We start from the raw sequence: 22,173 nt of genomic DNA, 5'->3' as shown, positions 1-22,173 counted from the left end.
CATGGATCTTCCAGAATTGACAACTGATGAAATAAGAGAAGCTGTTCGAGCAGGATACGGCGCTATTGCGACCAATGACGGGCGTTGTGGCTGTTCCACAGGATGCTGCGGCAATTCCGATCCACAGCAGTTAGCCCACGCACTTGGGTACGGAGCCCAAACCCTCTCTAATCTGCCCGAAGGGGCAAATATGGGGCTATCTTGCGGTAACCCCGTCGCGATAGCCGCGCTGCATGAAGGGCAGATTGTGCTTGATCTGGGTAGTGGTGGTGGCTTTGACGTGTTTCAAGCCGGAGCAATGGTTAAGGAAACAGGCCGGGTCATTGGGGTAGATATGACTCCAGAAATGCTGGCAAAAGCGAGAAAAAATATTTTCCAGTACAGGCAGCACACGAGCCTGGACAATGTGGAATTCAGACTCGGAGAAATTGAGCATCTGCCTGTGCCAGATGCCAGCGTTGACGTAGTGCTTTCAAACTGTGTCATCAACCTATCTCCTGACAAGCCACAGGTATGGCGGGAAATATTCCGCGTTTTAAAGCCGAAGGGAACGGTATCAATTTCAGACTTGGCATTGCTAAGACCACTTCCCGCAAATATCCGGGAAATGGTGGAAGCCCTAGTGGGCTGTATAGCCGGGGCAACACTGGTAGACGAAACTCAAAAAATGATGGAGCTAGCAGGTTTTACAGACATCACCCTTACACCTAAGCCTGACTATGTACGGCATATGCAAAGCTGGAATGACCCACTGTACAAGCAGATTGCAGAATCATTGCCCAAGGGAAGCGAAATGTCTGATTACGTCGTGAGCCTTTCAATCGCTGCTAGAAAAGAGGGGGACCTATGAATTTTCTTTTCCTATGTACGGGGAACTCCTGTCGCTCGATAATGGCAGAGGCGTTGCTTAAATCCATGGCCCCCAAGGGCATCACGGTGCAAAGCGCTGGAAGTCGGCCAGCTGGTTATGTTCACCCCAGGGCCCTGGCTGCAGTACGAGAAGCAGGTCTCCCTACGGAGGGCTTGTCCAGCAAGTCATGGGACAATTTGGCAGGAAAGCCTGACATAGTGATAACGCTTTGTTCCGAGGTTCTTCCGGGTTTTCCGTGGGTAACCCCTGTCAGGAACTGGCCGGGTAGAGGTTTAGACCGCCACAGAAGAAGTAGATGGCTGTCTTGAAATGCTCCCGGTTCCTATAACCGCAAGCCTTCCTCTTGATGGCCATGATCTTGCTGTTGAGGCCCTCGGCCACGCCGTTGGTGATCCTGTGGCGGCAGAAGGTCAGGATGTTCTCAAGATGTCTCTGAATCAGTCCGCCCACTTTGCGCATTGGGGCAAGATCTGACCTGTTCACCCAGACCAGCCATCGCTTCACAAAACGTCTGGCCCATCCCGTGCTCAGGTACTTCCAGACGTCGTTCAGGCTTTCCTTCATGGCCCAGGCCTTGGCCACCTTGAGGTTCGCTGTCTTCAAGGCCTCCAGGGCTGGCCGGTGTTTGTCCGGCAGATTCTCCTCCCGGTATAGCCAGAGGAATTTCGTGCCCTTGAGTCGATGGTCATCCTGACTTGTGAGTTCGCGGTGCTCTTGCTTGCGTACCCGGTCCACAGCCTCGCCTACGTGTTTCATGACGTGGAACCGATCGTGAACGATTTTCCCCGCCGCGTCCGGCACATGTTTGAGCGTAGCTTTAAAATAGGGCTCCCACATGTCCATGGCCACGGCCTTGATCCGCTCCAACTGCGCCTTGGTGAACTGAAGGTAGTACCCCTCAAGGCTTTCGGCCTTACGCTCGTCGGCCACATACTCCACCGTGCTGCCGATCAGATCACAAACCACGGTCACATAGTCGTGCCCCTTGCGGAATGCCTTCTCGTCAACGCCAAGATACCGCGAGGGATTCGATTGCTTGCGCTCCCGGCCCCGGCGCACCGCCCTTTCCATGACACCCCATGCTTCGTCCCAGGTGATGCGCAGGATGCGCCGCGCTCCTGTTACGGTGGCGCACTCGGTCAGCACGTCGATGATCAATCGCTCCATCAATATGGTGAAACGTGCCTTGGACTCGGCCCAAGGCACGTTGACCTGAAGGACGCCATGCTCGGGGCAGTCCACTCGGGGAATCCGAGCATGCAGGAACGTCTTGAACTGGCACGTGTCCAGATGGCGCCAGACACGAGGCTCGGCATGGTCGCGGCAAGCCAGCTCTCGACCACAAGTAGGGCAAAACCAGCGAACACCAGGACCATGCTCCCCGCGGATGTCTACCCGACCTTCCGCCGTGTCCAGTTCAACAGCCTCAACAAACCAGGGCTCGGTCAGCCCGAGAATCCGAAAATATAGGTCCGTATCCTTCATTGGTGCCCTCCGGGAAGGACATTAGCAGATCAGCTACCCACGGAAAACCCGGAAGAGCCTTTCTGGTTCTTCCGGGTTTTCCGTGGGTAACCCCTGTCAGGAACTGGCCGGGTAGAGGTTTAGACCGCCACAGAAGAAGTAGATGGCTGTCTTGAAATGCTCCCGGTTCCTATAACCGCAAGCCTTCCTCTTGATGGCCATGATCTTGCTGTTGAGGCCCTCGGCCACGCCGTTGGTGATCCTGTGGCGGCAGAAGGTCAGGATGTTCTCAAGATGTCTCTGAATCAGTCCGCCCACTTTGCGCATTGGGGCAAGATCTGACCTGTTCACCCAGACCAGCCATCGCTTCACAAAACGTCTGGCCCATCCCGTGCTCAGGTACTTCCAGACGTCGTTCAGGCTTTCCTTCATGGCCCAGGCCTTGGCCACCTTGAGGTTCGCTGTCTTCAAGGCCTCCAGGGCTGGCCGGTGTTTGTCCGGCAGATTCTCCTCCCGGTATAGCCAGAGGAATTTCGTGCCCTTGAGTCGATGGTCATCCTGACTTGTGAGTTCGCGGTGCTCTTGCTTGCGTACCCGGTCCACAGCCTCGCCTACGTGTTTCATGACGTGGAACCGATCGTGAACGATTTTCCCCGCCGCGTCCGGCACATGTTTGAGCGTAGCTTTAAAATAGGGCTCCCACATGTCCATGGCCACGGCCTTGATCCGCTCCAACTGCGCCTTGGTGAACTGAAGGTAGTACCCCTCAAGGCTTTCGGCCTTACGCTCGTCGGCCACATACTCCACCGTGCTGCCGATCAGATCACAAACCACGGTCACATAGTCGTGCCCCTTGCGGAATGCCTTCTCGTCAACGCCAAGATACCGCGAGGGATTCGATTGCTTGCGCTCCCGGCCCCGGCGCACCGCCCTTTCCATGACACCCCATGCTTCGTCCCAGGTGATGCGCAGGATGCGCCGCGCTCCTGTTACGGTGGCGCACTCGGTCAGCACGTCGATGATCAATCGCTCCATCAATATGGTGAAACGTGCCTTGGACTCGGCCCAAGGCACGTTGACCTGAAGGACGCCATGCTCGGGGCAGTCCACTCGGGGAATCCGAGCATGCAGGAACGTCTTGAACTGGCACGTGTCCAGATGGCGCCAGACACGAGGCTCGGCATGGTCGCGGCAAGCCAGCTCTCGACCACAAGTAGGGCAAAACCAGCGAACACCAGGACCATGCTCCACGCGGATGTCTACCCGACCTTCCGCCGTGTCCAGTTCAACAGCCTCAACAAACCAGGGCTCGGTCAGCCCGAGAATCCGAAAATATAGGTCCGTATCCTTCATTGGTGCCCTCCGGGAAGGACATTAGCAGATCAGCTACCCACGGAAAACCCGGAAGAGCCGCTTTTCTTTCCGGCGACAACAGTTACATGGTGGGCCTTATACTGATTGGGCTTGCCCGTTGCATCGCCATGGTCATTGTCTGGAATGACCTGGCTGAGGGCGACCGCGAGTACTGTGCCGGGCTTGTGGCATTCAATGCAGTTTTTCAGGTGCTCTTTTTTTCTGTGTATGCATACATGTTTATCACAGTATTGCCCGGTTGGTTGGGGCTCTCTGGGGCAGTAGTAAATATTAGCATGGCGCAGATTGCTGAAAGCGTGTTCATCTATCTGGGGATTCCTTTTATCGCGGGTATGATAACACGATTTGTCGGCCTTAAAATGAAGGGAGCGGATTGGTATGAGAATACCTTATTGCCCAAAATCAGTCCGCTCACCCTTGTTTTTCTTCTTTTTACCATCTTGGTCATGTTTTCTCTCAAGGGCGAATACATTGTGCAGCTTCCCTTTGATGTGGTGCGCATTGCAGTGCCTCTTGGGGTGTACTTTCTCGTCATGTTTCTCGTGTCTTTCTTCCTTTCAGCGAAGGCGGGGGCAACCTATGAGCAGTCGGCAACACTTAGCTTTACTGCCGCCTCGAACAACTTTGAGCTGGCAATTGCTGTTGCAATTGCGGTCTTCGGCATAGACTCCGGCGAGGCTTTTGCAGCGGTTATCGGACCTTTGGTGGAAGTTCCGGTGTTGATTGCCCTTGTGAATGTCGCGCTTTTCATACGCCGTAGATATTTTCCGCATGAAGTGAAAACTATCACTGGCGTCTGTCATGTGTCCTGCCCACCCTCAAAGTAGGCATTTGGTAAACCTGTTTTGTCTGCAATCATTTAAAGAAGGCAGTTATGAATTCATCTAAGTGCAAAACCTGCGGAACGGGTGGCGCAGCGGCAACATGCCGTAGTACCAACAGCGGCAAGCTGGTTCGTTATCTTCTGCTGCTTGCGCCAGCATTGGTCGGATGGTGGCTGGTTTATGGTTTGCTGCCAGCATTCTCCAAAGCGTTAACGTATGACGTTTTGGGTGTCACTCAGGGCAGCCACCTTGGCGATTCCCTGGAATTTCTTTTTTATGACACCCCTAAGGTACTGATGCTGCTTACCCTGGTAGTTTTTTTCGTGGGCGTCATCCGTACTTTTTTTACGCCTGAGCGCACCCGGCGCATTTTGGCGGGAAGACGCGAATCAGCCGGAAACGTGATGGCTGCCTTGCTTGGCATCGTCACTCCCTTTTGTTCCTGTTCGGCGGTCCCCCTCTTTATTGGTTTTGTCACGGCAGGGGTTCCCATGGGAGTGACCTTCTCGTTCCTTATTTCCGCGCCGATGGTCAACGAGGTAGCTCTTGTTCTGCTTTATGGTCTTTTGGGCTGGAAGGTTGCGGCACTCTATCTGGGCACAGGCTTAGGCGTGGCGATTGTTTCTGGTTGGGTGCTTGGCAAGCTCAATTTGGAACCCTACATCGAAGACTGGGTCATGAAGATCAGAACAGATCCTTCAAACCTTCCGCCTGATAATCAGGGGTGGGTGGAGAGGATTGAAGCGGGCATCTATGCAGTTAAAGACATTGTCGGAAAGGTCTGGCTGTATGTCGTGATTGGCATCGCAGTCGGCGCTGGTATTCATGGCTACGTGCCGGAAGGTTTTATGGCTTCCATTATGGGCAAAGAAGCATGGTGGTCGGTGCCTGCTGCCGTTGTGATTGGCATTCCCATGTATTCCAATGCCGCAGGTATCGTGCCGGTTGTTGAGGCACTTCTTGGCAAAGGAGCCGCCCTTGGCACGGTTTTGGCATTCATGATGGCGGTCATTGCCCTTTCGCTTCCCGAAATGATCATTCTGCGGAAGGTGCTGAAGCCAAGATTGATTTTTGTGTTTGCAGGAGTAGTCGGGTTTGGCATTTTACTGGTCGGATATCTTTTCAATGCCCTGATATGACACAGATAACGGCATGAAAAGAAAAACAACTACGCACAAATGCCAACTTTCTTAGCGCATAGTCAGTTATCACAATAGGTTCATAACCGCCTATGCGTACAAATCAGGTCATTAGGAGAGAGTATGCTTAAAAAATTCGCTTTGGCCATTGCCATTTCGGTTGCGTGCGTTGGTTTCGCCAATGCCGCAACTACTGATTATGTTGAAAAAGGGGTTGTGACAGTTATTGACCTTGGAGCAACCGCATGTATTCCATGCAAGATGATGGCCCCCGTCCTTGAAAAAGTGAGAGAAGACTACAAAGGAAAAGCTTCCGTTGTTTTCATTGATGTCTGGAAGACTCCTGAAGTCGGCAAAGAATTTGGGATAAGATCAATCCCGACGCAAATTTTTTACAACAAAAAGGGTGTTGAAATACAAAGGCATGAGGGTTTTCTTGATGAAGAAAGCATGAAAGAAATTCTTGATCAGCTTATTTCGGAAAAATAATGTTTGATCAATTTTTATTAACCATTAACTCTTGGATGGTGGGCGACTTTGCATGGGCCGTAGTGGGTTCCTTTTTATGGGGCCTCGTCAGCGTGCTGTTTAGTCCATGCCATTTAGCGTCTATCCCCCTGATGGTTGGCTATGTGGCAGGCCAAAACACCCTTGTGGACGGCAAAAAAGCTGCCGGGTATGCGGTCATGTTCAGCACTGGGCTTTTTATTTCAATCACCATTATCGGGCTTGTCTGCTCATGGCTTGGCAGGATGCTTGGTGATCTCTCTCCTTTGTGGGGAATTCCGATTGGTGCACTTTTTGTATGGCTGGGGCTCAGTCTCGTCGGTGTACAATTGTGCACGCTGCCATCGGGACGATATGGCAATATTAAAATGCGTGGATATGGCGGGGCCATTGTTTTGGGCCTGGCTTATGGGGTCCTTTCCGGAGCCTGCACATTTGGCTTTATCGCCCCTATCCTGGCGATGGCAATGACTCAGGGGCAGCAACTGAAAGGCATATCACTAATTTTCAGCTTTGCGCTTGGTCATTGCCTGCCGATTGTCATTGCGGGTAGTTCTGTGGCAATTGCGCAACGCCTGCTGTCGGCAAAGGGAATGCAATCGGCAACGGTTCTAGGAAGAAGATTGGCCGGTGGATTGGTCATAGCCATTGGCTTGTTCTTTATCACTATTGCCATTGCCAGCCTACTCTAGCATTTGCGATGAGGCTCATACGTACGGAATTGTTGGGATATCATTATGAAGCTAAATCAAAGTTATATCGCTGCACAGGCAAAGATTTTTAAGGCTCTCGGGCATCCCAGCAGACTGACAATGGTTACTGCGCTTCGGGAAGGTGAAAAATGTGTATGCGAATTGCAACCAATGCTTGGCTTTGACATGTCAACAATATCCAAGCACTTAGCCATACTTAAAGAAGCCGGTGTGGTCTCGACAGAAAAAAAGGGGACAAGTGTTTATTACAAGCTCACGTTGTCATGCCTGGATAGGTTTTTAACGTGTACTGGCAAGATTGTTGAATCCTCGGCCATCAAACAAATTGGCCTGCTTAAGTGACAGATTTTTTTGGTGGTCTATATTTGGCTATTTGGCAAAATAGCCAACATTAAAGCTGGGCGCACTGAGGTCAATTTACTCAGTGTGCCCAGCATGGTGAGTAAAATATACCCAACTAGGGGTGAAAATTGAAAAGACCGTGAAGACCTTCAGCTTGATGCGGCACTAGCCGCATATGAGGCGAGGAGAGTTTGAAAATATATCTACTGCAAGGGGACACATCCATGCATACTGCCAAAAACATTATTCTAGCAATGCTCGTCATGACATTCTTTGGGTGCGTACAGCAGCGTGAGCATATAGAGCTTCCGAGGGGTTTTGATTCCGCCGCTACGAAAGCTCATATTCCAAGCAATTTGACCTTACCCCACTGCGTATACCACTTGTAAGTTAGTGGTTCCCACTGGGTTGCAGGTTATATTCTTTTCACGGAACTCTTCCGGCGTCAGCCAGCCCAATGAGCTGTGCGGTCGCCGCTGGTTGTAATCATGGCGCCAGGCTTCAACTGTTCTGCGGGCATCGTGTAGGGACAGAAACACGTTCTGATTTAAACACTCATCCCGGAATTTTCCGTTAAAGCTTTCAATGTGCCCATTATCCGTGGGCTTCCCCGGACGAGTAAACTCTATCTGCACTCCATGCTCAAAAGCCCATGTATCCAGGGCTTTACCGCTAAATTCCGGCCCATTATCAACCTTGATACGCTGTGGCAACCGACCTTGAAGGCGTAGTCTTTCAAGCACACGCACAACTCGAACTCCAGGCAACGACATATCCACTTCGAGCGCGGGGCTTGAACGATCCCACAGATCGGCAATTGTCAAAATCCGGATGCGGCGTCCACCCATAAGGGAGTCGCTTACAAAATCCATCGCCCATTGCTCATCCGGGCCAGCAGGGCCAGCCTGGACAATACGGGCATGGCTTGGGCGCTTCACTCGCTTGCGGGTGCGCAGTGAAAGGTTTTCTTCCTGGTAAATCCTTTCTGTCCGTTTGTGATTCTGCACCAGCTCTTCCCGACGCAATAATTCATGCAAGCGCGGAGAGCCAAAACGCCGCCTGTCATTTGCCAGTTCCAGCATCCGAGTCCGTAAAAGAAGATCACGGTCCTCAGATGGTGGCCGTCTGGCTGAACAGCGATTAAACTGAATCACTCGGCAAGCCCGCCGCTCTGAGTAGCCATGCGCAGACTGAATGTGATGCACGGCTTCCCTATTGGCTGCGGGCTTCAAAAGTTTTTTGAGATCACGTCCTTCAGGACAACGATATCAAGCGCCTGTTCGCCTACAAGTCGTTTCAGACGGGCGTTCTCTTCCTCCAACTGGCGCAACCGCTTGGCGTCAGAGATGTTCATCCCACCGAACTTGCTGCGCCATTTGTAAAAGGTCGCATCCGAAATGCCATTCTGACGACAAAGATCGACAACGCGAACGCCAGCCTCGGCTTGCCGCAAGATCCCAATAATCTGTTCTTCGGTGAATCTGCTACGTTTCATTCTTGTGCTCCTATGTCAGGAACACTAACTTTTCAATGGCATACTTTTCGGGGGGAGGGTCAAATTATGCGAATCGAGATGACAAAAAAATTAGTGATCAAACAATTCCGTCTCAGCTATCTCTACAGAAATGTATTGAAGTTTCACTAAGAAATAACCCGGATTTTTCTGCGGCAAAGTATGACGTAGAGGCAGCGTCAGCACGATTTGAAGGTGCGAAATCGGCACTGTGGCCTAAGATTTCAGTGGTTGGGGGGTATACACATTACAACGACAAGATTCGGTTAGTTCAGGCTGCTTATAATGGAGAGCCGGGGCTATTCACGGCTGATATTGCAAGTGAAGATATCGTGTTGGCACTCCCCTTGTTTTCTGGTGGTAAGGACTGGAACAATATCAAGGCGACAGACTTGTTGAGCCTGTCAGCAGAAAACAAAATGGCTTTTTCTCGTGAAGAGCTAATCTTTAACGTCACTTCTTTATACATGTCGATTCTTGCAGAAGAACATGTCATTCGCGCCCTAGAATTCTCGTATGCCGCGCTGGAGGAACAGGCAAAGCGCATAACCGCATTAATAAATGAGCAAAAAGCGGCTAATGTAGACCTTCTTCGTGCGGAAGTTCGGCTTGCAGATGTCAGAGAAAAAATAATTCTTGAAAAAAATATTTATGCCACAACAAGATTATCGCTCATCAATATGCTTGGAGCACCAATAGATGAAAAGAAGCTTTCACTATCAGACCAGTTGTTGCCACCAATGGCAACAACGGTAGATAATCAATATGAGTTGAAAGAAGTCCTAAAAAAAAGAAAGGATTATCAGGCTGCTCTCAATTCACTTGAAGCACAGTCGAAAAACATTGCTATTGCCCAGGCGGCCTTTCTCCCCACTGTCGGGCTAAAAGCGGCCTACGGGCAGCGCCAAACAGTTGGTCCATATTTGACCGTACTGGACAGCAAGCGCAATGCCATTGACCTCAAGGAAAATGTCGAAGTTGCGAGCGTTGGTGTGGTGTTTGAAATCCCACTGTTTGAAGGTGGGAATACCATGGCCAAGGTTCGTGAAGAAAAGTCAAAATTCATGGCTGCAAAGAACAGGCTGGAAAAATTGGAAAAGCAGATCGATCTTGAGGTTCGGTCTGCAACATTGCAGCTTCAATCAGCAGTTTCACGCATTTCCTCTACTAAAAAAGCAGTTGAACAAGCTAAAGAAAGTTACCGGATAGAATCCATGAAATATGATTTGGGGAAAGGCACGATTTTGGATACGTTAAATGCGCAATCTGAGCTTATCACGGCACAGGTCAACTACTATAAAGCACTTGCTGATTATAATATATATTCTGCAAAACTTAGATTTGCTACAGGAGTATTGTCATGATTCGCATGCGTTCATTATTTATGTTTTTTATATTGCTAAGTGTAATTCCTTTAAATGGTGTATGCGCAGAACAACCCACTAATAAGATCAAGCCAGTAGTTCGTGTTCAGCAGGTTATAAGGAATAATTTTCAGCACTATTATGACGGAACAGGCTCCATTGAACCCACAAAAATTGCAGTACTAGCATCCCCGGCAGAAGGTCCAGTGGTAGAGTGCTCTACACGAGAAGGCGATATGGTGGGCCAAGGTGACATTTTGCTGCGCATTGGCCGACGCCACTCTACAGAAGCATACCTGTCTTCTGCCGCTGAAGATTTGCGCAAAGAAGAATTAGAGGTCCGGCGAGTTGAAGCGTTGGTGCAGAACGGTGCAATCCCAGCGGAGCAACTTTCGACAGCACGGGCAAATTTAAAAAAAGCCAAGGCTCAATTTTCTAAACTAACTGAAAATATGGATGATTTTCAAATTAAAGCTCCTTGGCCAGCTATTGTTGGCAAAGTTTTTGTTAGGGAAGGAAACTTTATGGCACCGCGCGTTCCTTTGGTAGAGCTTTACGATCCTTCAAGTTTAGCTTTGCTTTTTACTGTCCCTGAAGGGCTTGCGGCTCAGGTGCGCGTTGGGATGTCAATTGATTTCCAGCTTGATGCTTTTGCAAACCAGCGATTTTCTGCCAAGATTAGCCGTATTTATCCTGAGTTAGACCGCAAGACACGAAGCTTGACGTTGGAAGCTGTTCCTTTAACAGTAGAAAACCTACGGCCAGGGATGTTTGCCAGGCTTCATTTGCTTCTTAATGATAGTGCCAATGCGTTGTCAGTTCCAGTTCGTACTGTTAAGGAAGTTGCGAATGGTAAGAAAGCAATTTTTATTGTTCGGGGAGAAACAGTTATTCAACAGCCTGTGAAGATAGGCATTGAGCAAAATGAGCTAGTAGAAATTCTTGAGGGCCTAAACGATGGCGATATTGTGGTTACAGATGGGTGGGAAAAGCTGAAAGACGGCGCAGTAGTTCAATTTGACAAGGGAAATGCGAATGGGCAGCAGAGTGCATCGGGCGTCATAAATTCCCATACTGAAACTTCCGTTAAATAACTATGAAGATAACACAATACACCATAAAGAATAGGATTGCTGCATCTGTCATTGTGTTGGGCCTTGTTGTGCTCGGCTTGTATGGACTGTGGCGTTTGCCTGTAAATTTTTTGCCCAACATGGCATACCCTCTCATAAAGGTTTACGTTTGGTGGCCTGGAGCGACTCCCAATGAGATTGAGGCTCTTCCGGGTTTTCCGTGGGTAGCTGATCTGCTAATGTCCTTCCCGGAGGGCACCAATGAAGGATACGGACCTATATTTTCGGATTCTCGGGCTGACCGAGCCCTGGTTTGTTGAGGCTGTTGAACTGGACACGGCGGAAGGTCGGGTAGACATCCGCGTGGAGCATGGTCCTGGTGTTCGCTGGTTTTGCCCTACTTGTGGTCGAGAGCTGGCTTGCCGCGACCATGCCGAGCCTCGTGTCTGGCGCCATCTGGACACGTGCCAGTTCAAGACGTTCCTGCATGCTCGGATTCCCCGAGTGGACTGCCCCGAGCATGGCGTCCTTCAGGTCAACGTGCCTTGGGCCGAGTCCAAGGCACGTTTCACCATATTGATGGAGCGATTGATCATCGACGTGCTGACCGAGTGCGCCACCGTAACAGGAGCGCGGCGCATCCTGCGCATCACCTGGGACGAAGCATGGGGTGTCATGGAAAGGGCGGTGCGCCGGGGCCGGGAGCGCAAGCAATCGAATCCCTCGCGGTATCTTGGCGTTGACGAGAAGGCATTCCGCAAGGGGCACGACTATGTGACCGTGGTTTGTGATCTGATCGGCAGCACGGTGGAGTATGTGGCCGACGAGCGTAAGGCCGAAAGCCTTGAGGGGTACTACCTTCAGTTCACCAAGGCGCAGTTGGAGCGGATCAAGGCCGTGGCCATGGACATGTGGGAGCCCTATTTTAAAGCTACGCTCAAACATGTGCCGGACGCGGCGGGGAAAATCGTTCACGATCGGTTCCACGTCATGAAACACGTAGGCGAGGCTGTGGACCGGGTACGCAAGCAAGAGCACCGCGAACTCACAAGTCAGGATGACCATCGACTCAAGGGCACGAAATTCCTCTGGCTATACCGGGAGGAGAATCTGCCGGACAAACACCGGCCAGCCCTGGAGGCCTTGAAGACAGCGAACCTCAAGGTGGCCAAGGCCTGGGCCATGAAGGAAAGCCTGAACGACGTCTGGAAGTACCTGAGCACGGGATGGGCCAGACGTTTTGTGAAGCGATGGCTGGTCTGGGTGAACAGGTCAGATCTTGCCCCAATGCGCAAAGTGGGCGGACTGATTCAGAGACATCTTGAGAACATCCTGACCTTCTGCCGCCACAGGATCACCAACGGCGTGGCCGAGGGCCTCAACAGCAAGATCATGGCCATCAAGAGGAAGGCTTGCGGTTATAGGAACCGGGAGCATTTCAAGACAGCCATCTACTTCTTCTGTGGCGGTCTAAACCTCTACCCGGCCAGTTCCTGACAGGGGTTACCCACGGAAAACCCGGAAGAACCGAGATTGATAGGAGCCTGGCTGACCCGATAGAACGGGTAGTTGCAACTGTAGATGGCGTGGATTCGGTTGAATCGTCCGCCATCGAAGGGATGTACAGCCTCATGCTCAATTTCCGGTATGGGGTGAGGATAGACACAGCATATCAGGACACACTTGCAGCGATGGCTCGCGTGGCGCGCCAACTTCCTAAGGATATTGACCCCCCGGTTGTTATAAAAGCTGACCCTTCGCAATTGCCTGTTGTTCAACTAACTGTTCAGTCGGACAGTTGGGATCTGGTTAAGCTGCGCAGCTGGGCAGAAAACTCGTTGGAGCCCGTTTTGACGAGTGTTCCCGGTGTTGCTGGAACGGAGATTGTGGGGGGGCTTCAGCGCGAAATTCGAGTTAAACTGGATGCAGACGCACTTGTAAAATACAATTTATCAATTTCTAGTGTTCTTGCTGCCCTTCGGGAAGACAACCTTGACCAATTTTCCGGGCGCATCACAAGGTCTAATAAGGAATTTGTTGTAAGAACATCCGGAGAATTTAAAAATCTAGAAGAAATTCGTGCCGTTGTAGTTGCTCATGATGGCATGTCAAAAGTTTTATTATCAGATATTGCTTCCGTTGAAGATGCACACCAGGACATACGGGTAATCACACGCCTGGATGGCAAGCAGAGTATTAAAGTAAGCGTCTTAAAGCAGGCGGATGCAAATACGGTTGAAGTTGCGAACGCCGTTAACAAAACGATCAGCAGCCTTGAACCAGGCCTTCCGAAGGGTGTTAAACTTGGGATGGTCGAAAACCAGGCAATCTACGTTGAATCAGCAATAGATGGCGTCCGCAATGCTGCCATTGAGGCAGCATTGCTCGTCATATTGGTAGTTTACATTTTTCTTGGCAGTTGGCGACAAATGGTAGCCATGTCATTAGTTTTGCCTATTACTCTGGCCATAAACTTTGGCCTTATGCAGTTGTTTGGATTTTCGCTAAATATCTTTTCGTTGGGTGGCTTGGTAGTCGCAATCGGTGTGGTGCTAGACAATGCGACTGTCGTCATAGAAAATATTACGCGGTTGCAACATGCCAACCATAATGCCTCAATAGAAGAAAATGTTTTGCAGGGTACGACAGAGGTTGGTCCAGCTATTGTGGCAGCTACACTTTCATTTTTAGCGTTATTTATCCCATTCCTTATTGTTCCAAGCCTTACAACATTATTGTTCAAAGAATTGATTTTTGTTGTTGCGGGTATTGTGGTGCTTAGCCTTGCCATTGCTGTTACTCTTACCCCCATGCTCGGCGTTATATTTTTGGGCAAGCAGAGTGCATCCAGTAAATTTGAACTATTTTACGACAAAGTTTCTCAACGATATCGGGTTGTTCTTGAACGTGTTTTGAAAGCGCCAAAGCGAGTAATGGCAATTTTTATCCTGCTGTTTTGCTGTGGGGTTGCTCTTGTTCCCTATCTTGGCAGCGAGTTTTTGCCCCAGATGGATGATGGAAGGGTCATGATCAAGCTGAAGCTCCCCACCGGAACAGCCATTGGTGAAACCAACCGCATTTTGGAGGAGCTAGAGAGTCTTGTCAGCACTGATCCCCTGGTGGAGTCTGCCTTTACCCTTGTTGGCGGCAAGGTGTGGGGATTGGTCACCTCTGAAGTGGCCGAAGAAGGGCAAATAGACATTCAGCTTGTAGCGCGTTCAAAGCGAAATATCACTACACTGCAATATTTGAAAACGCTGCGTAAGCGAGTTTCTGCCATAAAGGTTCCAGGCGGAAAGGTTATGGTTATGCAGCAAAAAGTGAAAGGGCTACGTAAACTCGGAGACGCTGATATCGAGGTCAAAATTAAAGGCCCTGATCTGGATCAGCTTTATTCAATTGCAACAAAAGCTCTTGCACGCATGAATGCCACTAATGTGCTAACAAACGTTTATATTTCGCTTGATATGACAAAACCGGAATATCAAGTGCATGTTGACAGAATAAAGGCCTCTGAACTTGGTGTTAGCGTGAATGCGGTTGGTGCGGCGTTGCGCTCGCTAATTAGTGGGAGTGTCGCCACACAATACCGCGATGAAGGGCGTTATTATAACGTGCGTGTGCTTGCACCCGAGGTAACGGTAAGGAGTATGAGCGATATCAACAAGTTGCCCATCAAAACAAACCAGGGGAATTATATCCGCTTGGGTGATGTGGCAAAAGTTGATAATGGCTTTGGCCCCGTAGAGATCATAAGGGAAAATCAAATTAAGCAAGTAATTTTGCGTGCCGACGGTGCCAATGTTTCCGTTGGTTCAGCAAAAAATGCAGCAATAAGCTGTTTACCAGAGGATTTGCCAGCAGGATACACCATTTCTATTGGTGGCCAGGCTCAGATGCAGGAAGAAATGATTTCTTCCATGTTGGTTGTTCTGTTATTCTCTCTGTTTTTTTCATTTATTGTGCTGGCAGTTCAGTTTAACAGCTTGAAGTTGCCTGTTCTTATTTTGAGTGCTGTTCCTTTTTGCGCTATTGGCATGGTGTATGCCTTGTTTTTGACGAACATTCCAATTGGGGCCACCGTTGTGATTGGCGCACTTGTTGTCATATCTTCGACCGTTAACGAAGGGGTATTGCTTCTCACATTTGCTGAACATTTAAGAGTCAACTCTAGATATTCACCAATACAGGCCGTTGTTACTGCTTCAACGTTACGATTGCGCCCTCGGTTGATGATCGGTGTGACCATCATAGCCGGATTTTTGCCGCTTGCCCTCAACCTCGAAGAAGGTGGAGACATGCTTCAGCCGATGGCTGTAAGCGCAATAGGCGGCGTAGCGGCTGGCATTTTTGTTGCTCTGCTCATGGTGCCATGTCTTTATGTTCTCTGTGCCAGCTCGTTTTCAGGCGCTATTGACAACCCCCTAGAAAAACAAGCCAATTAGCAAGCTATAACTCAGATGAACAGCTATCATTTTTATGCTTTTTGCGTGAGCGAGTTTATTGACAGTGCGTAACGTTTGGCGTAATCGCCAAATATGGACAAGCAACTATCTAACTATAGACCCCGTATTTTTGTGCGCGACGGTAACGCGCACTACGAGGAGCGGGCTAAAATTTTGAAGGCGATAGCTCACCCCTCGCGCCTGATGATAGTTGACACGCTTTCTCGCGGTGAGTGCTGCGTATGCGAGCTTGTGGATATGCTTGGATGCGACTTTTCAACGGTGTCGAAACATTTGCGCACGCTTAAATCCGTTGGGATCGTTGAGGACGACAAGCGAGGGAAGATGGTTTTTTATCGGCTCAAAGTGCCGTGTGTGGTCAATTTTTTTCAGTGCGTGGAAAAAGTACTCGCGGCGCAGCGCTAATTTTTTTGCCGGAACATTTGGCTGTTTTGGAAAATGAACACAGGAGAAATCACATGAACTGGAAACAGGAATGGAAGCCTCTCGCTGTAATCATTGTAATATTCCTCATCTGCTACTACTTGCCTGTAGGTTGGGAGCGTTTTGACAACGCGGTTCTTGAGGCTTTTCATCTTGTAAAATGGTACGCTCAGGAACATGTGATTTTTTGCCTTGTGCCCGCTTTTTTTATTGCTGGTGCCATCGGTGTTTTTGTTAGCCAGGCGTCTGTAATGAAGTATCTGGGACCCACTGCCAACAAATTCGTCGCATACGCCGTTGCTTCATGCTCTGGAACAATTCTCGCGGTGTGCTCGTGCACGATTCTTCCCTTATTTGCAGGAATTTACCGTATGGGCGCGGGATTGGGGCCTGCAACAGCGTTTCTTTATTCAGGGCCAGCTATAAACATCTTAGCCATCATCCTTACTGCACGGATTTTGGGCCCCGAGCTTGGCTTTGCGCGCGCGGTGGGAGCAATCTTGTTCAGTGTTTTGATTGGCTTAATGATGCACCTTATCTACAGAAAAGAAGAAGGTGAAAAATCAAAAGCAATGGCGCAACTGCCCCCAGAAGTCACAAGCCGCCCATTGTGGAAAACCGCGTTGTATTTCTTGGCCATGATCGGTGTGCTTGTCTTTGCCAACTGGGGAAAGCCCTCAGAAAGTGAAGGCCTCTGGGCTGCAATTTACAGCGCTAAATGGCTCATTACTTCCCTGTTTGCTTTTGGATTTGGCGTAATTCTTGTCGCGTGGTTTAATGTGCGGATTTTTCACCTTGTTATTGCAATCATTCCCGTGGCGGCGCTAGCCTTGCTGTTTCCAGAAATTCCCATGATCGCCTTTGTCGCAGGCATGATTGGTCTTTCGTGGATTACGAGTTCAAAAGAAGGTGAACTCCAAGACTGGTTTGGTCAAAGCTGGGGATTTGCCAAGCAAATTTTGCCGTTGCTTCTCTACGGTGTTCTCATATCGGGAGCGTTGCTCGGCAGGCCTGGCAGCGAGGGCCTTATTCCTTCATCGTGGGTCAGCGCGTCTGTGGGTGGCAATTCATTTATGGCAAATTTTTTCGCATCATTTGCCGGTGCATTTATGTACTTTGCCACGCTTACTGAAGTACCGATTCTGCAGGGATTGATCGGCAGCGGCATGGGGCAGGGGCCTGCGCTGGCGTTGCTGCTTGCCGGGCCAGCACTAAGCTTACCCAATATGCTTGTTATTCGAAGTATCATGGGAACACAAAAAACCATTGTCTATGTTTCCCTTGTCATCATCATGGCCACATTCAGCGGAATGATTTTTGGTAGTTTGGTTTCATAATCGGAGGATATCATGAAGAAAATTCTTGTTCTTGGCCCTGGGTGCTCCAAATGTGAAAAGCTGAAGAAAGATACGGAAACTGCCGCTCAGGAACTTGGGATTCAGTATGAAATCGAAAAAATTAGCGACATTTCGAGCATGCTTCAGTTTGGCGTCATGAGCACTCCGGCGCTTGTGGTTGATGGCGAGGTCAAAGTGGTAGGAAAAGTTCCTTCCATAACCGAACTCAAGCAAATGCTTGCATAACCCCCAGCAGAGAGGACTAATATGAGCGCATCATGTGCATGTGGTGGGGCGCCGAACTTGTTGTTTGCTTGTTCTGGCGCTGCTGACGTGGGTGAAATCGCCGATCAGGCCGTTCGACTGGCTTCCAAGAATGGCGTCGGCAAAATGTTTTGTCTAGCAGGCATTGGTGGCAAGGTATCTGGCATCGTAAAGAGTACGGAAGCTGCGGCAAAAATAGTGGCAGTTGATGGTTGCCCACTGAATTGCGCACGCAAAACTCTAGAAGAAGCTGGTTTTACAAATTTTACCCACATCCAGCTTGGTGAAATGGGGTTTGCCAAAGGCCAATCCCCTGTCACAAGCCAAGCCCTGGAAAATGTAGCAGATAAAATCAAAGATGCCCTGCGGTGCTCGTAACTTTGATAGCGACCGACACAAACTTGTGAAGTTCGATTAAGCCGCAAGGCTTGCTGAGCCAGCAAAAAATCTGAGAAAGAGAACGCCGAATGGCGATGGGCCCTCGAATGATGGTGGCTTGGCAGTATAATGCCGAGTATTTGTATGCGGAAGATGATTGGGAGTCTCCCAATCATCTTCCGCATACATGGTGCTAACCTTATTTTTGACTATTTGCCCTTTGGAAGCTTGTGGATAAAGGCATTTTTAGGGCTAGGGAGTAGTTGTGAATAAACTTGTATTTTGCGCCTGCCTTCTGGTTGTTTCGTGCTTAGCTCAGCCAGCTATTTCTGCTGAGCCCATGACCTTGGATAGTTTTGTTCGTAATTTTAACTACGAAACAAGAAAGGACATGAAATGCACAGGGAAAGAACTGCTGGCCCTTTTGGCAAAAAATGAAGCAGTTCTCATTGATATACGATTCCCTGAGGAGCAACAGGCCTGGGGGATGAACTTTGCTATGAAAATTCCACTGAACGAATTGCCGAATCGCTTGAAGGAAATACCAAAAGACAAAATCATTGTGACGGCATGTCCCCACATCGACAGATCAAATATCGCCATGGTATACTTGAGAACTCAAGGGTATAATGCTCGATATCTGGTAGATGGGTTGGTCGGATTTGCTGAATTGCTGCGCGGCGATGTGGCCAAAGATTTTATTGAAGGGCAGAGATCAAGGAAGTAAGAACCCCACTGGTATTTTTTGTGGTGTAATTATGATTGTAGGTTGTCAGACATCGCCTGCATGATGACTATAGATCTTCATTGAACAATGTGGCAAATTAATCCACTGTAATTCAATGATTTTTAGCGACATATTACGTTTATGATAGAACTGCAATAATGTATCTAAACGTCCTAATAAAGCCCTGTCCTGTGCCATACTGGACGGGGCTTTGCTATACTGGAGGAATTTCATGGCTACATATCAATCAGATAACATTACCGATTTGGCTAAGGCCCTGCTTAACGTACAGCGAACCGTTCAACCTGCTACAAAAGACGCTGAAAATCCCTTCACCAAAAGCTGGTACGCCAGCCTCAACAGCGTCATGGATACCTGCCGTGATGCGCTGATCGAAAATGGCATCTGGCTCTGCCAGTACCCTGTGCCGGTGGAACAGCCTAACTCATTAGGGCTGGTTACCAAGCTGACGCATGCGGAGTCTGGTCAGTGGCAAAGTTCTTTGGCAGTGATTCCTCTGCCCAAGGCCGACCCACAGGGCCTGGGATCGGCAATTACCTATGCCCGTCGCTACGCTCTAACCGCCATGTTGGGTATGGTAACTGAAGATGACGACGGTGAAGGTGCTAAAAATGGCAAAAAATCACCCACACGGCCCCAATTGCCAGTAATTGCCCCTGAATCACAAAAAGGGCAACACCGCAATCCATCTACCGCAAACAATATTTCAGGCCCCTCAAATCGACCGCCAGCAAGCCTTGAAAATCTCCCGCCGCTGGAAGGCGTCACCTACCAACAAGTTACAGCCCAGGACGGACGTCCTTGCATCATTGCCACCGGCAACACGCAGGCCAAAAAGGAATTACTGACGGGCTCAGGCTTCCGCTGGAACCCGCAGAGAAAATTGTGGTGGAAGTATGTTGACGCCGCATAATGAAAATCAAAATACCGAGTGAAAGGGCTGCCGAATGGCGGCCCTTTCGCTTTTATGGAGACTACCCCATGGAACAGATGGACCGCACGGAGGGATTGAGGGCGTTAATCAGGCAAGGCCTGCAGACTGTTGCCCACAAAGACACACTTGCCCATCTGGGCGACCGCTCCTGCTATGTGGGAATGAGCGACATCGGCCAGCGCTGGGAATGCCCACGGGCTGCACTGGCCAGAAAAGTGCTGCCCACCACAAACAGCCTGGAGCGTCTGCTTACGCTGCAGCGCGGGCACTGGTTCGAATCCGGGGTTGGGCAAGCTCTAGCATCCCTGGGCCTGCATGTATTGCCCCAGATTGAGATCAACTGGCAGCATCAGGGCGTGCCCATCAAAGCCCATCTTGATTTTGTGCTGGTCTGGGGTGCGCCTGTTAATGCCATACGGATTCTGGAAGTTAAAAGCACGGACAAGTTACCAGCTTCGCCTCACGATTCCCATCTGCTGCAACTGCACGGGCAAATCGGCCTTTTGGTAAAAGCATGGAACAAGCCCGTCTTCAGCCTCCGTGCTGAGGACGGTACGCTTCTGCATGAGAAGATGACCTTCCCTCAACTTTGTCGTGCCCAGCTTGGTCTTGAGATGCCCTCAACTGCTGCCGAGGCAAGTATGGAAGCGTGGTTGCTCTGCCTTTCCATGAAAGAGATTAAAGCATTCGGCCCCTATGGCTTCAATCAGGCCATGCTGGATACTGCCCTTGACCATGCGGCACAACTTTGGGGCGAACTTGCAGATTTCCGCGCCGGGCACATAACCCTGGCACAGGTGGATTGCGCTCAGGGCTTTTACCCGTTGTGCTCGTACTGCGAACACAACGGTGACTGCCCCAAATTCCCGCAGGGCGTGCAAATGCCCCAATGGGAACCAGCTCTGGAAAAGCTGGCGGCCCTCAAGGAACAGCGCACCGCTTTAGATAGCGAAATAAAAGGGTTCTTCCGGGTTTTCCGTGGGTAACCCCTGTCAGGAACTGGCCGGGTAGAGGTTTAGACCGCCACAGAAGAAGTAGATGGCTGTCTTGAAATGCTCCCGGTTCCTATAACCGCAAGCCTTCCTCTTGATGGCCATGATCTTGCTGTTGAGGCCCTCGGCCACGCCGTTGGTGATCCTGTGGCGGCAGAAGGTCAGGATGTTCTCAAGATGTCTCTGAATCAGTCCGCCCACTTTGCGCATTGGGGCAAGATCTGACCTGTTCACCCAGACCAGCCATCGCTTCACAAAACGTCTGGCCCATCCCGTGCTCAGGTACTTCCAGACGTCGTTCAGGCTTTCCTTCATGGCCCAGGCCTTGGCCACCTTGAGGTTCGCTGTCTTCAAGGCCTCCAGGGCTGGCCGGTGTTTGTCCGGCAGATTCTCCTCCCGGTATAGCCAGAGGAATTTCGTGCCCTTGAGTCGATGGTCATCCTGACTTGTGAGTTCGCGGTGCTCTTGCTTGCGTACCCGGTCCACAGCCTCGCCTACGTGTTTCATGACGTGGAACCGATCGTGAACGATTTTCCCCGCCGCGTCCGGCACATGTTTGAGCGTAGCTTTAAAATAGGGCTCCCACATGTCCATGGCCACGGCCTTGATCCGCTCCAACTGCGCCTTGGTGAACTGAAGGTAGTACCCCTCAAGGCTTTCGGCCTTACGCTCGTCGGCCACATACTCCACCGTGCTGCCGATCAGATCACAAACCACGGTCACATAGTCGTGCCCCTTGCGGAATGCCTTCTCGTCAACGCCAAGATACCGCGAGGGATTCGATTGCTTGCGCTCCCGGCCCCGGCGCACCGCCCTTTCCATGACACCCCATGCTTCGTCCCAGGTGATGCGCAGGATGCGCCGCGCTCCTGTTACGGTGGCGCACTCGGTCAGCACGTCGATGATCAATCGCTCCATCAATATGGTGAAACGTGCCTTGGACTCGGCCCAAGGCACGTTGACCTGAAGGACGCCATGCTCGGGGCAGTCCACTCGGGGAATCCGAGCATGCAGGAACGTCTTGAACTGGCACGTGTCCAGATGGCGCCAGACACGAGGCTCGGCATGGTCGCGGCAAGCCAGCTCTCGACCACAAGTAGGGCAAAACCAGCGAACACCAGGACCATGCTCCACGCGGATGTCTACCCGACCTTCCGCCGTGTCCAGTTCAACAGCCTCAACAAACCAGGGCTCGGTCAGCCCGAGAATCCGAAAATATAGGTCCGTATCCTTCATTGGTGCCCTCCGGGAAGGACATTAGCAGATCAGCTACCCACGGAAAACCCGGAAGAGCCAATAAAAGAGATGGAAACTGTGCTCAAGCTTGTTCACCGCCAGGCTGGCACACGGGATTGGGTAGACACGGGAAACTACCGATTCCGCATGTCAGTGGCAGCAGGCCGGACCACGTTAGACAAGGATGCTCTGCGTGAGAAGTTGACCGAGA

At 50.4% G+C, this 22,173-nt stretch carries 22 protein-coding genes and 1 pseudogene; 19 read left to right on the top strand and 4 right to left on the bottom strand.

Features of this window, described 5'->3' with window-relative positions:
* The first annotated feature begins 1 nt into the window (after nt 1).
* Both arsM and J7I12_RS07625 read left to right on the top strand, forming a co-directional pair.
* A complete protein-coding gene (arsM, locus tag J7I12_RS07630; protein WP_303193232.1) occupies nt 2-850 on the top strand; it encodes an arsenite methyltransferase in 849 nt (282 codons plus the stop codon).
* Nucleotides 847-1,179 (top strand): arsenate reductase ArsC, encoded by a 333-nt coding sequence (locus J7I12_RS07625; protein WP_498793482.1) that lies wholly within the window; start codon nt 847-849, stop codon nt 1,177-1,179. Before arsM ends, J7I12_RS07625 begins: the two co-directional genes overlap by 4 nt.
* Here J7I12_RS07625 and J7I12_RS07620 read toward each other — a convergent pair.
* Nucleotides 1,121-2,356, bottom strand: a complete 1,236-nt coding sequence (locus tag J7I12_RS07620; protein WP_498793481.1) for an ISL3 family transposase — start codon at nt 2,354-2,356, stop codon at nt 1,121-1,123. The genes J7I12_RS07625 and J7I12_RS07620 overlap by 59 nt on opposite strands.
* Nucleotides 2,357-2,452: 96 nt before the next feature.
* Nucleotides 2,453-3,688 carry an ISL3 family transposase gene (locus tag J7I12_RS07615; RefSeq protein WP_096152604.1) on the bottom strand — a complete coding sequence of 412 codons (1,236 nt, stop codon included), beginning with the start codon at nt 3,686-3,688 and terminating at the stop codon, nt 2,453-2,455.
* Between the two features lie 59 nt (nt 3,689-3,747).
* Between J7I12_RS07615 and arsB the strand changes: the two are divergent.
* From arsB to J7I12_RS07590, 5 genes and pseudogenes are all read left to right on the top strand, one after another.
* Nucleotides 3,748-4,536 (top strand): annotated as a pseudogene (arsB, locus tag J7I12_RS07610) (ACR3 family arsenite efflux transporter); the annotation flags it as partial.
* Between the two features lie 47 nt (nt 4,537-4,583).
* Nucleotides 4,584-5,672: a permease gene (locus J7I12_RS07605; protein ID WP_498793479.1), complete on the top strand. Its 1,089-nt coding sequence runs from the start codon at nt 4,584-4,586 to the stop codon at nt 5,670-5,672.
* Nucleotides 5,673-5,795: 123 nt separating this feature from the next.
* Nucleotides 5,796-6,161 (top strand): thioredoxin family protein, encoded by a 366-nt coding sequence (locus J7I12_RS07600; protein ID WP_498793477.1) that lies wholly within the window; start codon nt 5,796-5,798, stop codon nt 6,159-6,161.
* On the top strand, nt 6,161-6,871 hold the full coding sequence (locus tag J7I12_RS07595; protein ID WP_498793476.1) for a cytochrome c biogenesis CcdA family protein: 711 nt from the start codon (nt 6,161-6,163) through the stop codon (nt 6,869-6,871). The genes J7I12_RS07600 and J7I12_RS07595 overlap by 1 nt, the downstream gene beginning before the upstream one ends.
* A gap of 45 nt (nt 6,872-6,916) precedes the next feature.
* Nucleotides 6,917-7,234 carry an ArsR/SmtB family transcription factor gene (locus tag J7I12_RS07590; RefSeq protein ID WP_498793475.1) on the top strand — a complete coding sequence of 106 codons (318 nt, stop codon included), beginning with the start codon at nt 6,917-6,919 and terminating at the stop codon, nt 7,232-7,234.
* Between the two features lie 362 nt (nt 7,235-7,596).
* On the opposite strand, the gene J7I12_RS07585 is transcribed toward J7I12_RS07590, so the two are convergent.
* Nucleotides 7,597-8,729, bottom strand: a protein-coding gene (locus J7I12_RS07585; RefSeq protein WP_209817515.1) for an IS3 family transposase whose coding sequence is annotated in 2 segments (ribosomal slippage) — nt 7,597-8,477 and nt 8,477-8,729 — 1,134 coding nt in all. Because the reading frame shifts where the segments join, the coding sequence is not laid out codon by codon here.
* A 35-nt stretch (nt 8,730-8,764) separates the two neighbouring features.
* On the opposite strand from J7I12_RS07585, the gene J7I12_RS07580 reads away from it, so the two are divergent.
* The 12 genes from J7I12_RS07580 (at nt 8,765) to J7I12_RS07525 (ending at nt 20,720) form a co-directional block, all read left to right on the top strand.
* Nucleotides 8,765-10,111: a TolC family protein gene (locus tag J7I12_RS07580; protein WP_498793474.1), complete on the top strand. Its 1,347-nt coding sequence runs from the start codon at nt 8,765-8,767 to the stop codon at nt 10,109-10,111.
* Nucleotides 10,108-11,205, top strand: coding sequence for an efflux RND transporter periplasmic adaptor subunit (locus J7I12_RS07575; RefSeq protein ID WP_498793472.1), 1,098 nt, complete (start codon nt 10,108-10,110; stop codon nt 11,203-11,205). The genes J7I12_RS07580 and J7I12_RS07575 overlap by 4 nt, the downstream gene beginning before the upstream one ends.
* A gap of 2 nt (nt 11,206-11,207) precedes the next feature.
* On the top strand, nt 11,208-11,504 hold the full coding sequence (locus J7I12_RS07570; protein ID WP_498793471.1) for an efflux RND transporter permease subunit: 297 nt from the start codon (nt 11,208-11,210) through the stop codon (nt 11,502-11,504).
* Nucleotides 11,446-12,681, top strand: a complete 1,236-nt coding sequence (locus J7I12_RS07565) for an ISL3 family transposase (RefSeq protein WP_096152604.1) — start codon at nt 11,446-11,448, stop codon at nt 12,679-12,681. Before J7I12_RS07570 ends, J7I12_RS07565 begins: the two co-directional genes overlap by 59 nt.
* 89 nt (nt 12,682-12,770) lie before the next feature.
* The gene (locus J7I12_RS07560) at nt 12,771-15,629 is read left to right on the top strand and encodes an efflux RND transporter permease subunit (protein WP_498793470.1); all 2,859 of its coding nucleotides are present in this window, start codon (nt 12,771-12,773) and stop codon (nt 15,627-15,629) included.
* Between the two features lie 93 nt (nt 15,630-15,722).
* Nucleotides 15,723-16,055 carry an ArsR/SmtB family transcription factor gene (locus tag J7I12_RS07555; protein WP_303193171.1) on the top strand — a complete coding sequence of 111 codons (333 nt, stop codon included), beginning with the start codon at nt 15,723-15,725 and terminating at the stop codon, nt 16,053-16,055.
* Nucleotides 16,056-16,108: 53 nt separating this feature from the next.
* Nucleotides 16,109-17,410, top strand: a complete 1,302-nt coding sequence (locus J7I12_RS07550; protein WP_498793469.1) for a permease — start codon at nt 16,109-16,111, stop codon at nt 17,408-17,410.
* Between the two features lie 12 nt (nt 17,411-17,422).
* Nucleotides 17,423-17,656, top strand: a complete 234-nt coding sequence (locus tag J7I12_RS07545) for a thioredoxin family protein (protein ID WP_303193169.1) — start codon at nt 17,423-17,425, stop codon at nt 17,654-17,656.
* Between the two features lie 21 nt (nt 17,657-17,677).
* Nucleotides 17,678-18,052 (top strand): putative zinc-binding protein, encoded by a 375-nt coding sequence (locus J7I12_RS07540; RefSeq protein ID WP_303193168.1) that lies wholly within the window; start codon nt 17,678-17,680, stop codon nt 18,050-18,052.
* A 265-nt stretch (nt 18,053-18,317) separates the two neighbouring features.
* Entirely contained in the window at nt 18,318-18,779 is a 462-nt protein-coding gene (locus tag J7I12_RS07535) for a rhodanese-like domain-containing protein (protein WP_498793468.1), read from the top strand.
* 232 nt (nt 18,780-19,011) lie between these two features.
* On the top strand, nt 19,012-19,713 hold the full coding sequence (locus J7I12_RS07530) for an ERF family protein (protein WP_303193213.1): 702 nt from the start codon (nt 19,012-19,014) through the stop codon (nt 19,711-19,713).
* Nucleotides 19,714-19,781: 68 nt separating this feature from the next.
* The gene (locus J7I12_RS07525; protein WP_498793466.1) at nt 19,782-20,720 is read left to right on the top strand and encodes a hypothetical protein; all 939 of its coding nucleotides are present in this window, start codon (nt 19,782-19,784) and stop codon (nt 20,718-20,720) included.
* Nucleotides 20,721-20,726: 6 nt separating this feature from the next.
* Here J7I12_RS07525 and J7I12_RS07520 read toward each other — a convergent pair whose 3' ends face one another.
* On the bottom strand, nt 20,727-21,962 hold the full coding sequence (locus tag J7I12_RS07520) for an ISL3 family transposase (RefSeq protein WP_096152604.1): 1,236 nt from the start codon (nt 21,960-21,962) through the stop codon (nt 20,727-20,729).
* Between the last annotated feature and the right edge of the window lie 211 nt (nt 21,963-22,173).

Origin of the sequence: Desulfovibrio diazotrophicus (genome assembly GCF_902498985.2) — a bacterium.
GTDB lineage: Bacteria > Desulfobacterota > Desulfovibrionia > Desulfovibrionales > Desulfovibrionaceae > Desulfovibrio > Desulfovibrio legallii.
This window is presented reverse-complemented; position numbering and strand designations above follow the sequence as displayed.